The organism is Leclercia sp. EC_58 (assembly GCF_019584355.1).
Classification (GTDB): Bacteria; Pseudomonadota; Gammaproteobacteria; order Enterobacterales; family Enterobacteriaceae; genus Enterobacter.
Map to the genome: position 1 here is coordinate 2958872 of NZ_VDAM01000001.1, position 12812 is coordinate 2971683.

Genomic DNA, 12812 nt, shown 5'->3' on the forward strand with positions numbered 1-12812 from the left:
CTGGCAAGGCTGGGACGGAAGTCACTGTCGTTCTCAAAATCGGTGGAGCTGCATGACAAGGTCATCGGGCATTATCTGAACATAAAACACTATCAGTAAGTTGGAGTCATTACCTCTTTTCCTGGCGAAGTTCTTTTATCCATGGAGCGTGTGATATATCACATCCAACTTGAGTTGTATTGGGAATTATGATGTTATCCCAATATAAAACAGCCTTTATGATAGCATCATGGTTTACTGATGCTTGAATAATAGCATCTCCGGTATCAACATCAAAAAAGCTATCTGTGTAAATTGTTATCATATTTTTCACTAGAATTATCCTCTAGATGATTGTGTGAAATGTTATTAATTTCTTAATGAAAGAACGTTGGTATGGGTATTTTTACTGCACAATAAAAATTAACACATTTGATGCATTGGCAAACTTATAAAAATCCCTTACTTAAGGTATCTTTAGCATTATTGTGATTCATATTTCAACTCCACTAGCTAGACCATGTGATCATCAGCACAAGTATAATTAACCAATGATTATAATGAAAATTCTCAATGCGCCATGATTGGTATACGTATCCAGTATGCAAAATTTTAAGGGAAACGTTAATAACGGGTGACGGCGAGGTGATCGAGGGGGGCCGCGGCGGAAGAAGTCGAGGTGATGGGAAGGGTGACGTTCTTCATCAACAGCACGGACGCAGATAACCTTCCTGTGTAAAAAGTGCCGCGCAGCAGCTGCATAAACGAGAAAAGTCAGCCAATAAAAAAGCCCGCATCAGCGGGCTTTTTATCACTCGGGAGCCGCGGCTCCTTTGCGTATCCTTTTTTGTCCCCTCACCGTCTGGTCGGTGTCCTGCTGAGACTGCTAACTTCCTGTTATTGCTAGTGATGTCCTATCACTGTCCAATCATGATTGGTGGAGCTGGCGGGAGTTGAACCTTCCGCCACGCGGCAAGGATATAGTGCTAATTATTGCTTCAAAATTGTCTCAGCCATTGCCCTCAAGCGCTCAATTTGAAGGTTTAACTCCGAGATAATTTCTTCAGGTTGCAGTCCCTTATTGGATTGCACGAAATCTCTGATTTGCATCATTTGGTCTGCGCGGATTTCCAATTCACTGTAAACGCTCAGCTCATCAGGGACGTCCTGGGATTGTTCGTCCGTTTCAAATTCGACAAAAGTGTGTGGAGGATTGTGATAGACACGAGAAATCGGGGTTGGACACCAATCTTCACCGGTTACTACATCCGCATCGAATGGCACAGTTTTATCAATGTCCATCAGTTTCTGAATGAGAACAGAAGTTTTCAAACTTACCTCCATTTAGCCCTAAAGTGGTTATCAAAACTCGAAGCCATTTTCGTAAAAACAAGGGGTTACAAAGCAGGGCAAATTAGTCCTAGGAACTGATTTTAATTTATCATTCGATTATAAAGCAATGGCTTACACTGATTGCGTGGAGGTACTGCTGCGTCATATGGAGTGGTTCGAAGCCGCAGACCTGATCGTTAAAGGTATGGAAGGCGCGATCAACGCCAAAACCGTAACCTACGATTTCGAACGTCTGATGGAAGGCGCTAAACTGCTGAAATGTTCAGAGTTTGGTGACGCGATCATCGAAAACATGTAATCCGGTTTCCGGGTTGTATGTAAACGGGAGCCTGATGGCTCCCGTTTTTTATGGGCGTTTGATGAGCGGATCTGAAGAGACCCCAGGCTAAATCCCGGTTATGTTAATTTGAAACCGCGCTGCATGACCGTTTCGCGTAAATTGATTCGCCCGCCGAGATAATCCATGCTGGTCGCGGAATCAACGACGGAGCCGGCCCAGGTTTTGTCGCGCATATTCTGGCGACGACGAAATGCCTGATATGCATTTTCATAGCCTTCAAGGTACGAGCGATAGCAATCCTGTTGGTAGTGATTGTAATGGAGCACCATTGGCTGAGCCGGTCGCGGGCAAATACTGCTGGTTCTGGCTCTGTCGGGCCACCCGGTTGCCATGCCAAACGTGACAAAGCTGTACTCAGGCAGGTTGATGATTTCCGCCACCTCTTTGGCAATATTACGCATCACCCCGAGATAGACTATTCCTAAGCCAATGGATTCTGCTGCAACGGCAGCGTTCTGGGCGGCAAGCGCAGCATCAATCGATGCCATCAGGAAAGAGTCAAGATAGTCGAGCACAACAGGCTCTTTACCGGCATCTTTTGTTATTCCTGCACCTCGCGACAGATCTGCTACCCAGAGGAGCAGCGCGGGTGCTTCCTCAATCCACGAGATACGGTCCACGGGCACTGAACGTGCTACGGTATCTGAAATACGCTGTTTAAGCGCCGGGTCCGTAACGGCTACCAGGCTCCACTGATTCAGGGCAGAGGAGTTTGAGGCTGATTGCGCCGCAGCGACCATGGTCTCAATTGCCCCATCCGGGAGAGGTTCAGGCAAAAATGTCCTGACAGATTTATGGCCCAGCAGGGCTTCAACCAGCGGCGTCCAGATAATGTTGTCTGGTTTGGGTTGCTCAACACCGTATCGGGCTTCCAGCAACGCCTGTTGTTTTGCAGTAACGTCAGTCATGGTTTTACTCTCCTTCGACAAATTTCATGACCGCAGGATAGCTGGAGTTGCCACACGGATAAGCCCCCCATTTACGACTTCAGTTTCCATGTGTGTGCACAATCAGTTGGCATACTTTAAAATAGAGGCATGGATCATCTGTTAGCTATACGCATATTCCAGCGCATCGTAGAGACGCGCTCTTTCACAAAGGCCGCAGCACACCTGGATTTGCCGCGCTCCACTGTCAGTAAGAATCTTAAATCATTAGAGGAACATATAGGCACTAAGCTGATACAGCGCACGACACGTACTGTCACCTTAACGACTGAGGGTGCCGAGTATTACAGAAGGATCAGTAAGCTCGTCACTAAACTTGATGAAACCGAAGGTGCCATTCGGGATATGGGCGCCGCCGCGAAAGGAAGGCTGCGCATTGATCTTCACTCCTCGCTGGCGAATTTTGTCCTGATGCCGGTACTCGAAGAGTTTCGTGAACGCTATCCCCATATACAGCTGGCGCTTGGGGGGGGCGATCGCCCGGTTAATCTCATAGAGGAAGGTGTAGACTGCGCCATTCGCGCAGGTGAGCTGACGGATTCTTCTCTGATTGCGCGAACGCTGTATAAAGATCGCTTAATTACCTGTGCAAGCCCCGGCTACCTGAAACAGTATGGCGTGCCCAAAAAACTGACGGACCTTGAAAATGGACATAAAATCGTCGGCTATTTCAGTGCTGCAACCGGTGAGGCCTGGCCTCTGCGTTTCATGAACAGGGGAGGCGAAAAACAGTTGGCAGCATTTGATATCGCCGCGAATGACAGTGCCGCGCTGATAAGTATGCTTATTCACGGTATGGGCATCGGGCAAACACATGCTTCCGTAAGCCGTCGCTTTATAGCATCGGGTGAACTTGTTCCTGTTCTTGAAGACGTTACGCACAGACAATTTCCTGTCTCAATTATTTACCCGCCAACAAAGCCGTTAAATGGCCGATTGAGAATATTCATCGACTGGATGATTGAGAGATTTTCTGGAAATAGTGCCTGGTAGGAAGCCGATGGGTGCCCGTTTTTTATGGTTACGCAGGAGGAATAATGCTTGATGAGACAGCGCTTCGTCGCATTGCCGCAGGTGAACTCTCCGCAATTATGCCAGCAGAGCTTGCCGCCGAACTTCTGACCCTCCGCCAGGAGAACGCCCGCCTGAAGCAGCTTCTCGCAACCGAAGTGAAGCTCCCCTACGTCAGCGCCAGCCCGGTGTGCGATATCGAGGCAGGGTACGCCGCAGGCGTCACCGACAGCAAGGAGGCGATACGTCGGGCAGGGTTTTTAATCGAAGGGGATGATTAAAAATGAAACCCGGCGGGATGCCGGGTCTGCTCACGTTAAAACCAGTTAAATTTGTCCGAAAGTATAAGCAACAAGGAACTGGCACAAACAAGGTTAATACAAATCACGAATCTGCTGGAAACATTCATGTTATCAATACCATTATGGCTGTACTGGGATTGTGCTAATAAGCGTAATCGCAAATTCCAGAACGTCAAATCGCAGGATAACAGGCAAAAAAAAGCCCACGAAACGTGGGCAAGTAATACTGGAAGCAATGTGAGCAATGTCGTACTGAATACCTGAGTGATTTGCTCAACTATTCAGTGTTGAGAAAGATAATGTTTCTCATTAACGATTGCAACCCCATCTTTTGTGTGGGACGCCCTTTGTGGACTTAATCTTAAAATCTTCACGTGATGGCTATCACAAACTTGCATTTCTGAATCCTGTGCTAAGCTTTCTGTGTACTTGATTTGACGACAAAAACCATACAGAGAGGAAAGCAGTTATGGGAATCATATCCTGGATTATCTTTGGGCTTATTGCAGGTATTCTGGCGAAGTGGATCATGCCGGGCAAAGATGGCGGTGGGTTCATCGTTACGGTCATTCTGGGCATCATCGGTGCCGTAGTGGGTGGCTGGATCAGTACCCTGTTCGGATTCGGCAGAGTCGATGGCTTTAACTTCGGCAGCTTTATGGTTGCAGTAATTGGTGCGCTGGTGGTGCTGTTTATTTACCGTAAGGTAAGAAGCTAACCCGACACACTTCAGAAAAAAGACCGCCAATGGGCGGTCTTTTTTCGCGATTTACCACCAGCCTAACTGGCTTCCGGCAACGGCCACAATGGCGACAATCAGCATGATAATCGTCGTTTTTCTCATTTATCCCCCAGGCGCAGCGTAGCCGCCGATAAAAAACCACGTTAAAAACACCACCGCCGTGATAAAAATCACGATCGGGAACAGAATACCAAGCCGCATGCTATCACCTGTCCTGAAATACAAAACCCGTCGAGTGTACGGGGTTAATCGATATTGAGAAAGGGCGTTTTCCGTTTCCCTTTTTTATCGCTGTACATGGCGGCGTCGGCTGTCCGCAGCGCGCTATCGGCATCCAGTCTGGCAGGATCGACCTCAATCACCCCCAGGCTGGCACCCGGGTAGACCAGATGCACATCCCCCAGCCAGTACTCCCCGGCGATCTGCGCGCTTAGTTGTCTCTTCAGCACCGTCAGCGACGTCTGCTCACCGCTTTCGCTATCATTACTCAGGCAGGCCACCAGGAACTCGTCGCCACCCAGCCTGCCGACGATATCATCCTCGTCACGTCCTTCATTCAACCGTTTACCTACTTCCACCAGGAACCGATCGCCCGCCTCATGACCAAAGCGATCGTTAATGAGCTTAAAATTATCCAGGTCGATGTAGGCGATAATGGCGTTGCGGTTCAGATGGCGCGCGAGCGAGAAGAGGGTTGTGAGGTTCTCGAAGATGGCGCGGCGGTTCGGCAGGCCAGTAAGGGCATCGGTATAGGAGTAAGCAATCAGAGCGGCGTTGGCTTCGCGTAACTGCCGGAGCAGCGACTCTTTCTCAATGTACTGGGCGATAAGCCCGGCGAAGAGCTGTAAAACCTGCTCGCCGCGTTCGCTCAGCGGCTGTTTAAGGGTGCTGGTGGCGCACAGCGTGCCGTAGAGCGAACCATCCGTCAGATGGACCGGGATACTCACGTAAGTGGTGATACCCAGCGCTTTTGCCGCGTCGCAGTCCGCAAAGCGTTCAGGTACGTTATCGCTATAGAAACAGTCGGAGTCGATCGCCCGTTTACACAGCGTATCCCCCCAGGGAACGCTGAGCCCTTCCGGGATTTGCATCTGTTTGCTGTTTCTGGCGTAGAGAATATGCTGCAGCCGGGCGTTGATATCAATTTTGGTAAGATAGGTGGACTCCATGCCAGTCACTATCTCAAGCATTTCGAGCAGCTGACGCACCAGGCCCTCAAGTGATTGCTCAGTGCTGAGCGTTTCTGAAACACGGGCAAGAATAATATCCGACATGACGCTGCTCAACTCCCCTTACAGATGATCTCTGTACCTGTCTGATTTGCTCAAAGATTGACGGCGGATAGTAAAACATGAATTAACAACATTTCATATATTCAGGCGAGGAACGGCAAAATCTGGCAGGAAAAAGCCCCGGCGCAGGGCCGGGGAAAATAACAGCTTGATTACGGAATGATGTTCTCTGGTCTTTGCGAGAACGACATCACTATAGCGAGGAAAGATGTCGCCAGAATGAAGAAATCATGGAGAAAGATTAACCGCTCCCCCTGGTGACAGGGCAGACCGGCTGAGATAAACTTTGCTAAGATAATTCTTAAACTCTCAGTATCCAGCACGAGGAAGTATGTTCCAGTTAAATCCGGGCAGCCTGGCGATGGTTATCGGCGCCCGCACGCCAGCAGGTCGTCGCAATATTGGTAAATCTGTGGAGCTGTTTAGCCTCTGTCAGCCGGGGCAGCGTTTTTTAAACCCGGTTAACGGCGTGGTGACCGAGCTGCCGCGAGGGGCAGAACGTCCCCTGTGGCTAGTGACCGGTGATGTCTGGTCGGTGGATAACCAGCACGGCTTTGCGTTTGTTCGCCCGGAACACCTGATGCCGCTCACCCCTGAAGAGGCGCCTGAAACTCTCGACGCGCTGATGCTGGACTGAATTACAGCTCACGCAGCCAGTCGGCTAACACCAGCGCGTGATTTTGCTCCCGGTCTTTCGCGCCGTAGAGCAGCGTCACGGTCTGGTTGTCTGCCAGACGGGCAATGCGCCGCCCCTCATCCTCCTGCAACGCCAGCTCCTGACGATAAACTTTGCTGAAGCTGGCGAAATCGATCGCCTCACTGTGAAAGTCCTTGCGCAGTGCATTGGAAGGCGCCAGCGTTTTACACCACTCATCGCACGCTAACGCCTCCTTTTTCATGCCCCGCGGCCAGAGCCGATCCACCAGGATACGGTAGCCATCTTTCTGGTTTGCTTCGTCATACAGTCGTTTGCACTGAATCATTCTCTTGCTCCTTAATCCGGGTGATGCGGTGCTGGTGGTCACGATCGTAACGCTATCACAGGTTGGCTTTCCGCTTTCGCCCACTTATTTTAAGGTGTTGTGATATCAACGAAAGATCGGTAGTCTGACGCGCCTTATGTTATCTGATATTTATCTGGCATAAGGATCACTCTATGGAACTCTCTGCCCAAAAAGATACCCTCCGAATTGCGCTGGTCGGCGACTACAATCATGACGTGCCGGCTCACCAGGCGATCCCTCTCGCCATTGATGATGCCGCCGCGGTGCTGGACATTACCGCCGACTACGACTGGCTGGCCACCACCGAATTAAGCAGCCCGGAAGACCTGGTCGGCTACGACGCGATCTGGCTGGTTCCTGCGAGTCCTTATAAAAATGCTGACGCTGCGTTCATTGCGGCGCGGTATGCCCGTGAGAACAGCGTGCCGTTTCTTGGCACCTGCGGCGGATTCCAGCATGCGCTCATTGAATATGCGCGTAACGTTCTGGGCTGGCAGGATGCCGCCCACGCAGAAACCGATACCGTAGGGCGAATGGTCATTGCCCCACTGACCTGCTCGCTGGTGGAGGTCGCCGATACCATTGAACTACGCGCCAACACCCTGATTGCTAAAGCCTATGGTCAGGAGGAGATCGAGGAAGAATATCGCTGCAATTATGGCGTTTCGCCTGAATTTGCGCAGGAGCTGGAGAAGGGCGATATGCGCGTCACCGGCTGGGACGCGCAGGGGGAGATCCGCGCCATTGAACTGGTCACCCATCCATTCTTCGTGGCGACGCTGTTCCAGCACGAGCGCGCAGCCCTTGCAGGGCGCCCTGCGCCGCTGGTGCAGGCGCTGCTTCGCGCGGCACAGAGTTACTGAATAAAAGGGCTTAGCCGGCTGTGATCTCCCGGTCACGCCCGGCAAGGATCCCGCACACGGCCATGATGACTGACACCAGCGCACAGGCCAGCAGCGGGATCCGCCAGTCGCCGTTGGCATCATGGATTTTACCCATCAGCGGCGGGCCACAGGCGGCAAGCAGATAGCCGACCGATTGCGCCATCCCGGAAAGGGCTGCCGCCTGATGGGCCGAACTGGCGCGCAGGCCAATGAACGTCAGGCCGAGGATCATCGTGGCACCGGAGCCAAAGCCAAAAATCAGCGTCCACATCACCGCCATCGTCGGCATAAACCACAGCCCGGCAGCACTTATCGCACACATCATCGCCGCCAGTCCGGCGATACCGCGCTGATCTTTCAGGCGAAGCAGGATCAGCGGCACGACAATTCCCGGTGCCGCGGTCGCCAGCTGTAACAGCCCGTGCAGGGAACCCGCCTCGGTTTCGCTGTATCCGTGACTCTGTAGGATCGCCGGAAGCCAGCCAATAATTACATAGTAAATCAGCGAGTTAATCCCCAGAAACAGCGTCACTTGCCAGGCCAGTGCGGAACGCCAGATGCCCCGGCTGTGCAGGGCGCGGGCGCCGCTCAGGGAACCGGCAGGGCGCTGACGCCATTGCGGGAGCCACAGCAGCAGGGCCAGCAGAGGAAATGCCATCAGCATTAACAGCGCGCCGTGCCACCCCGCGCCGCTCAGGGCAACCGGCACCACCAGCGCCGAGCCCAGCGCGGCGGCAGCTCCCATGGTCAGGGAGTACGCCCCGGTAAGTTTCGCCACCTGGCCGGGGAAATCGCGTTTGATCAGCCCCGGCAGCAGGACGTTGCCCAGCGCAATACCGCAGCCAATGATGGCGGTGCCGCCAAACAGCAATGCTGAAGTGGGAAGCGAACGCAGGGCAATCCCGGCGATGATCAGCAGCAGGGCGATAAAGAGGCTGCGCTCCATTCCGATGCGCCGGGCGAGGCCAGCCGCCAGCGGCGAAATCAGCGCAAAGGCCAGCAGGGGAAGGGTGGTAAGCAGCCCGGTCTGGGCGGTGGTCAGGGCATAATCTGTACGAATAGCATCCAGCAGCGGCGCTGCACCGGTAAAGGTCACCCGCAGTGAGGTGGCAATCATCAGGATCCCGGCAATCAACAGCGCGCGCTGTTTGCCGGTAGCAGAAAGGGCAAGGGTCATGGGAATCTCTTACGTCGAAATGAGGCTACAGGATACGCATTTTCATCGTGGTTGAAATCAAGCTAAAATGACAGATTATCGCTAATATCGGACAAAATGATGCCTGGACTCGGCCTTGCGGGATACGATCCCGACAGCCAGCACGATCCTGCGGTGGCGTTTCATGTGCGCGTGGTGGAAGACGAGCAGCGCATCCCGTTCCACCAGCACCGCAAAGGTCAGCTGATCCTCGCCCTGCACGGGGCCATTACCTGCGAGGTGGAAAATGCCATGTGGATGGTGCCCCCGCAGTTCGCCGTCTGGATCCCCGGCCTGCTGCCGCACAGCAATAAGGCCACGCCCAGCGCCCGCCTCTGCTTTTTGTTTATTGAACCCGGCGCGGTATCGATGCCGGACCGCTGCTGCACCCTGAAAATTTCACCTCTGGTGCGGGAGTTGATCCTGACCCTGGCGGAGCGCAGCCCCGCTGAGCAGGAGCCTGCCACCCGGCGGCTGGTGCAGGTGTTGTTTGATGAGCTGCCCCGACAGCCGCAGGAGCAGTTGCAGCTCCCGGTATCCACGCACCCCAAAATCCGCCTGATGAGTGACACCATGGCCGAATCGCCTGCCGCCTGGCAGACGCTGCACCAGTGGGCGCGCCATTTTGCGATGAGTGAGCGCAATCTCGCCCGGCTGGTGGTCAGCGAAACCGGGCTCAGCTTTCGCCGCTGGCGGCATCAGCTCCAGCTGATTGTCGCCCTGCAAGGGCTCATTAGCGGGCAGTCGGTGCAGCAGGTGGCGCAAAACCTGGGTTATGACTCCACCACGGCGTTTATCACGATGTTCAAAAAGGGGCTGGGCCAGACCCCGGCCCGGTATGTCGCCAGCCTCGCTACGACTTCCCGATAAACAACGACACCAGCCCGGCGGCGATCAGCGGGCCGACCGGGACGCCGCGGAAGAGCGCCACGCCCAGCACCGTACCCACCAGCAGGCCGGCGACCAGCGTGGGCTGGGAGCTCATCAGCGTAACGCCGCGACCGCCAAGCCAGGAGACAAATACCCCCACGGCAATAGCGATCAACGATTTCCAGTTCATAAAAGCATGGATAAGCGTTGAGGCCGGTAAAGTGCCGCTGGCAATAGGGGCCATCACCCCGATGGTCAGGATGATGATCCCCACGGTTAGTCCTTGTTTTTCAATCCACGGGAAAAAACCGCTAAGCGGCGTCACGCGGACGATGATCAGCACCAGAATTGATATTGCGACCGTGGTGTTATGGCTGATAAAGCCCAGCGCGGCCAGGCCCAGAAGAATGAGCAGGGTAGGGTCAAACATGTGGTATTCCTTGCCAAAATAGAAAAGTAAGCCTGCTTACTTTACGTGCTCGCGCGCCGGTAAAAAGGGTTTTGTGCAAAAAAGAGTGTGATTTGGGCGATTGCCTGAAGTAGAGATGCGGGGCGGACTAACGCCAATGAACAGGCGTGTCAGAGGCGAGAAAATGGCGTACTTTTCGAACAATCACCGCTGACGTTAAGTATCAGCAAAACCAACAACATGACAATTTTCAACTTTTTTCTACAGCTCTTATTCTCTTCAAGCAGCGTTGTTCCGGTGTACACACTTCTGCAAAATTTACGTCAGTTTATGTGCCTGCTCGTTAAGCACTTTCGTTAACGAAAGGATTCGGTTTGGCAGCGGTACACCACGCCACTCTTCGCTCAGGCACAGCAATGAAAAAATTAACGTTTAACCCCCATCCCCTGGCTCTGGCGCTGATGACCCTCTTTTCCGGCACAGCGCTTGCCACGGACACTATCAGCACAGCGCCGGTGAACGATCAGGATGTGATCACCGTGACGGCCCCGGTCCTTTCTCCGCTTGAAGTGGTCACGTCGCCTAAAACTCCGCGCCAGCCGGTGCCAGCCAGTGACGGCTCGGATTACCTTAAAACCATCCCCGGCTTTAGCCAGATCCGTAACGGCGGCAGCAATGGCGATCCGGTATTTCGCGGCATGTTTGGCTCGCGTCTGCGCCTGCTGACCAACGATAGCGAAATGCTGGGCGCCTGTCCGGCGCGAATGGATGCGCCAAGCTCGTACATCTCGCCGGAAAGCTACGATCTGCTGACGGTCACCAAAGGGCCGGAAACCGTGCTCTGGGGGCCGGGAAACTCCGCCGGAACGGTGCGCTTCGAACGTGAACCGCCCCGTTTTGACAGCGCCGGCATCAAGGGCGACGCTAGCTTCCTCGCCGCTTCGAATGACCGCTTTGATGAAAATGCCGATGTCAGCTTTGGTAACGACACGGGCTATGTACGTCTCAACGGCAATAAATCGAAATCGGGCGACTACAAAGACGGTAACGGCGACCGCGTGGCCTCGAAATGGGACAAGTGGAACACCGATCTGGCCATCGGTTGGACCCCGGATGCGGATACGTTACTGGAACTCACCGCCGGCCAGGGGGATGGCGACGCAAGCTATGCCGGGCGCGGCATGGACGGATCCCAGTTCAAGCGCGAAAGCCTGGGCATGCGCTTTAAGAAAGAGAATATCGGCGACGTTTTCGATTCCCTGGAGATGAGCGCCTATTACAACTACGCCAACCACATCATGGACAACTACTCCATGCGCTCCCCCGGCACCCCGGATTCCAGCTCCATGAACGGCATGCCGATGGGATCGATGGATATGTCGATGCCGATGGAAAAACAGGTCGATCGTCGCACCGTCGGCGGCAGGATGTTGGGAACCTGGCTATGGTCAGATTTCCAGCTGCAAAGCGGGCTGGATATGCAGACCAACACCCATCGCAGCAATGAAGATGATGAGGACAAAGGCTGGCAGGAGGATGCACGTTTTCACGATTATGGCGCGTTCGGCGAGCTGACGTGGAATGCGACCGATCTGAGTAAAGTGATTGGCGGCGCGCGTCTGGATAAGGTCGAAGTGGATAACTATACCGGCATCGGCAGCGACAGCCGCGAGGGTACCCTTCCGGCGGGCTTCCTGCGCGTAGAGCATAATCTGGGCACGGCACCGGCAATGGTCTACGCCGGGCTCGGTTATACCGAACGTTTCCCCGATTACTGGGAGCTGTTTTCGCCTACCTATGGCCCGGACGGCACCTCAGATGTTTTTGATAATCTCAAACCAGAGCAAACCACCCAGCTTGACCTCGGCGCCCAGTACAAAGGCGAACGTACCACCGGGTGGATCTCCGCCTACGTCGGGCGCATCAACGACTTTATCCTGTTTAGCTACGATCCAAACGATTCCCACGTCAGCCAGGCCGACAACGTGGATGCCACTATTATGGGCGGGGAGCTGGGCGCCTCGTATCAGCTGAGCGATCAGTGGAAAACCGATGCCACCCTTAACTACGCCTGGGGGGAGAACACGGACGATCACCAGCCGCTGCCGCAAATGCCGCCGCTGGAGGCACGTCTTGGCCTCACGTGGGAGCAGGGCGACTGGAGTTCAACCGGCCTGCTGCGCATGGTGAGCCCGCAGCATCGGGTGGCGATGAACGAAGGTAACGTGGTCGGGAAAGATTTCGATCAGAGCGCTGGCTTTGCCATTCTCTCCGCCAACGCAGCATGGAAGGTGAATAACTACCTGAAGCTGAGCAGCGGCGTCGATAACCTGCTGGACAAGAACTACAGCGAACACCTGAACCTGGCGGGGAACAGCAGCTTTGGCTACTCCTCCGACACGCCGGTAAACGAACCGGGTCGAACCGTGTGGGCAAAAATGAACGTTACGTTCTGACAGAGAGCTAACGTAAAACCGCCGGTCG

The 12812-nt window shown here is 54.0% G+C and carries 18 protein-coding genes and 1 pseudogene; 9 read left to right on the top strand and 10 right to left on the bottom strand.

The genetic code is table 11. The annotated features are described in order from the left end of the window. Positions 1 to 99, top strand: a 99-nt coding sequence (locus tag FHC51_RS14525) for an IS1 family transposase (RefSeq protein ID WP_000641146.1), incomplete at its 5' end; no start/stop codon positions are given. Positions 100 to 109: 10 nt separating this feature from the next. Here the strand turns inward: FHC51_RS14525 and FHC51_RS14530 are convergent. Both FHC51_RS14530 and FHC51_RS14535 read right to left on the bottom strand, forming a co-directional pair. Then, positions 110 to 313 carry a hypothetical protein gene (locus tag FHC51_RS14530; RefSeq protein WP_220435862.1) on the bottom strand — a complete coding sequence of 68 codons (204 nt, stop codon included), beginning with the start codon at positions 311 to 313 and terminating at the stop codon, positions 110 to 112. Positions 314 to 969: 656 nt separating this feature from the next. Continuing rightward, positions 970 to 1311 (bottom strand): hypothetical protein, encoded by a 342-nt coding sequence (locus FHC51_RS14535; protein WP_255584868.1) that lies wholly within the window; start codon positions 1309 to 1311, stop codon positions 970 to 972. A gap of 148 nt (positions 1312 to 1459) precedes the next feature. Here FHC51_RS14535 and FHC51_RS14540 point away from each other — a divergent pair. Beyond that, positions 1460 to 1630, top strand: a pseudogene (locus FHC51_RS14540) (NADP-dependent isocitrate dehydrogenase); the annotation flags it as partial. Positions 1631 to 1728: 98 nt separating this feature from the next. On the opposite strand, the gene FHC51_RS14545 reads toward FHC51_RS14540, so the two are convergent. Continuing rightward, positions 1729 to 2580: a nitroreductase family protein gene (locus FHC51_RS14545; RefSeq protein ID WP_220435864.1), complete on the bottom strand. Its 852-nt coding sequence runs from the start codon at positions 2578 to 2580 to the stop codon at positions 1729 to 1731. A gap of 129 nt (positions 2581 to 2709) precedes the next feature. Between FHC51_RS14545 and FHC51_RS14550 the strand changes: the two genes are divergently transcribed. Then, complete coding sequence (locus FHC51_RS14550; protein WP_220435865.1) at positions 2710 to 3612, top strand: LysR family transcriptional regulator; 903 nt, start codon at positions 2710 to 2712, stop codon at positions 3610 to 3612. Between the two features lie 98 nt (positions 3613 to 3710). Next, entirely contained in the window at positions 3711 to 3911 is a 201-nt protein-coding gene (locus tag FHC51_RS14555) for a hypothetical protein (RefSeq protein ID WP_255585054.1), read from the top strand. A 35-nt stretch (positions 3912 to 3946) separates the two neighbouring features. Here FHC51_RS14555 and yncL read toward each other — a convergent pair whose 3' ends face one another. Further along, positions 3947 to 4039 (bottom strand): stress response membrane protein YncL, encoded by a 93-nt coding sequence (gene yncL / locus FHC51_RS23265; protein WP_071886459.1) that lies wholly within the window; start codon positions 4037 to 4039, stop codon positions 3947 to 3949. 362 nt (positions 4040 to 4401) lie between these two features. On the opposite strand from yncL, the gene FHC51_RS14565 reads away from it, so the two are divergent. Further along, positions 4402 to 4650, top strand: coding sequence for a GlsB/YeaQ/YmgE family stress response membrane protein (locus FHC51_RS14565; protein ID WP_032617669.1), 249 nt, complete (start codon positions 4402 to 4404; stop codon positions 4648 to 4650). A gap of 51 nt (positions 4651 to 4701) precedes the next feature. Here FHC51_RS14565 and yoaJ read toward each other — a convergent pair whose 3' ends face one another. Genes yoaJ through FHC51_RS14580 form a run of 3 tightly spaced genes read right to left on the bottom strand, consistent with a single transcriptional unit; the run spans position 4702 to position 5948 of the window. Next, complete coding sequence (gene yoaJ, locus FHC51_RS23270) at positions 4702 to 4776, bottom strand: protein YoaJ (RefSeq protein WP_073885218.1); 75 nt, start codon at positions 4774 to 4776, stop codon at positions 4702 to 4704. Beyond that, positions 4777 to 4875, bottom strand: coding sequence for a YoaK family small membrane protein (locus FHC51_RS14575; RefSeq protein ID WP_103179242.1), 99 nt, complete (start codon positions 4873 to 4875; stop codon positions 4777 to 4779). A 44-nt stretch (positions 4876 to 4919) separates the two neighbouring features. Further along, on the bottom strand, positions 4920 to 5948 hold the full coding sequence (locus tag FHC51_RS14580; RefSeq protein WP_220435866.1) for a sensor domain-containing diguanylate cyclase: 1029 nt from the start codon (positions 5946 to 5948) through the stop codon (positions 4920 to 4922). A gap of 349 nt (positions 5949 to 6297) precedes the next feature. Here FHC51_RS14580 and FHC51_RS14585 point away from each other — a divergent pair, with 349 nt between their 5' ends. Continuing rightward, entirely contained in the window at positions 6298 to 6603 is a 306-nt protein-coding gene (locus tag FHC51_RS14585; RefSeq protein ID WP_103179244.1) for a hypothetical protein, read from the top strand. Position 6604: 1 nt separating this feature from the next. Here FHC51_RS14585 and FHC51_RS14590 read toward each other — a convergent pair whose 3' ends face one another. After that, positions 6605 to 6949: a DUF488 domain-containing protein gene (locus tag FHC51_RS14590; RefSeq protein WP_220435867.1), complete on the bottom strand. Its 345-nt coding sequence runs from the start codon at positions 6947 to 6949 to the stop codon at positions 6605 to 6607. Between the two features lie 173 nt (positions 6950 to 7122). Here FHC51_RS14590 and FHC51_RS14595 point away from each other — a divergent pair, with 173 nt between their 5' ends. Continuing rightward, complete coding sequence (locus FHC51_RS14595) at positions 7123 to 7833, top strand: CTP synthase (RefSeq protein WP_103823804.1); 711 nt, start codon at positions 7123 to 7125, stop codon at positions 7831 to 7833. Between the two features lie 10 nt (positions 7834 to 7843). On the opposite strand, the gene FHC51_RS14600 is transcribed toward FHC51_RS14595, so the two are convergent. Further along, positions 7844 to 9031: a CynX/NimT family MFS transporter gene (locus FHC51_RS14600; protein WP_220435868.1), complete on the bottom strand. Its 1188-nt coding sequence runs from the start codon at positions 9029 to 9031 to the stop codon at positions 7844 to 7846. 96 nt (positions 9032 to 9127) lie between these two features. On the opposite strand from FHC51_RS14600, the gene FHC51_RS14605 reads away from it, so the two are divergent. Beyond that, positions 9128 to 9919, top strand: a complete 792-nt coding sequence (locus FHC51_RS14605) for a helix-turn-helix transcriptional regulator (RefSeq protein ID WP_103179248.1) — start codon at positions 9128 to 9130, stop codon at positions 9917 to 9919. On the opposite strand, the gene FHC51_RS14610 is transcribed toward FHC51_RS14605, so the two are convergent. Further along, positions 9903 to 10349: a DUF441 domain-containing protein gene (locus tag FHC51_RS14610; protein WP_103179249.1), complete on the bottom strand. Its 447-nt coding sequence runs from the start codon at positions 10347 to 10349 to the stop codon at positions 9903 to 9905. The two genes, FHC51_RS14605 and FHC51_RS14610, sit on opposite strands and share 17 nt — an antisense overlap. A gap of 395 nt (positions 10350 to 10744) precedes the next feature. Between FHC51_RS14610 and FHC51_RS14615 the strand changes: the two genes are divergently transcribed. Further along, positions 10745 to 12784, top strand: coding sequence for a TonB-dependent copper receptor (locus FHC51_RS14615; RefSeq protein WP_220435869.1), 2040 nt, complete (start codon positions 10745 to 10747; stop codon positions 12782 to 12784). Positions 12785 to 12812 lie beyond the last annotated feature (28 nt).

Bases quoted from the DNA above. Each gene is read 5' to 3' on its own strand.
- FHC51_RS14590 (WP_220435867.1), bottom strand. From the start codon at position 6,949: ATGATTCAGTGCAAACGACTGTATGACGAAGCAAACCAGAAAGATGGC.
- FHC51_RS14580 (WP_220435866.1), bottom strand. From the start codon at position 5,948: ATGTCGGATATTATTCTTGCCCGTGTTTCAGAAACGCTCAGCACTGAG.
- FHC51_RS14585 (WP_103179244.1), top strand. From the start codon at position 6,298: ATGTTCCAGTTAAATCCGGGCAGCCTGGCGATGGTTATCGGCGCCCGC.
- FHC51_RS14595 (WP_103823804.1), top strand. From the start codon at position 7,123: ATGGAACTCTCTGCCCAAAAAGATACCCTCCGAATTGCGCTGGTCGGC.
- yncL (WP_071886459.1), bottom strand. From the start codon at position 4,039: ATGAATGTTTCCAGCAGATTCGTGATTTGTATTAACCTTGTTTGTGCC.
- FHC51_RS14555 (WP_255585054.1), top strand. From the start codon at position 3,711: ATGCCAGCAGAGCTTGCCGCCGAACTTCTGACCCTCCGCCAGGAGAAC.
- FHC51_RS14545 (WP_220435864.1), bottom strand. From the start codon at position 2,580: ATGACTGACGTTACTGCAAAACAACAGGCGTTGCTGGAAGCCCGATAC.
- FHC51_RS14615 (WP_220435869.1), top strand. From the start codon at position 10,745: ATGAAAAAATTAACGTTTAACCCCCATCCCCTGGCTCTGGCGCTGATG.
- FHC51_RS14605 (WP_103179248.1), top strand. From the start codon at position 9,128: ATGATGCCTGGACTCGGCCTTGCGGGATACGATCCCGACAGCCAGCAC.
- FHC51_RS14610 (WP_103179249.1), bottom strand. From the start codon at position 10,349: ATGTTTGACCCTACCCTGCTCATTCTTCTGGGCCTGGCCGCGCTGGGC.
- FHC51_RS14550 (WP_220435865.1), top strand. From the start codon at position 2,710: ATGGATCATCTGTTAGCTATACGCATATTCCAGCGCATCGTAGAGACG.
- FHC51_RS14575 (WP_103179242.1), bottom strand. From the start codon at position 4,875: ATGCGGCTTGGTATTCTGTTCCCGATCGTGATTTTTATCACGGCGGTG.
- FHC51_RS14600 (WP_220435868.1), bottom strand. From the start codon at position 9,031: ATGACCCTTGCCCTTTCTGCTACCGGCAAACAGCGCGCGCTGTTGATT.
- FHC51_RS14565 (WP_032617669.1), top strand. From the start codon at position 4,402: ATGGGAATCATATCCTGGATTATCTTTGGGCTTATTGCAGGTATTCTG.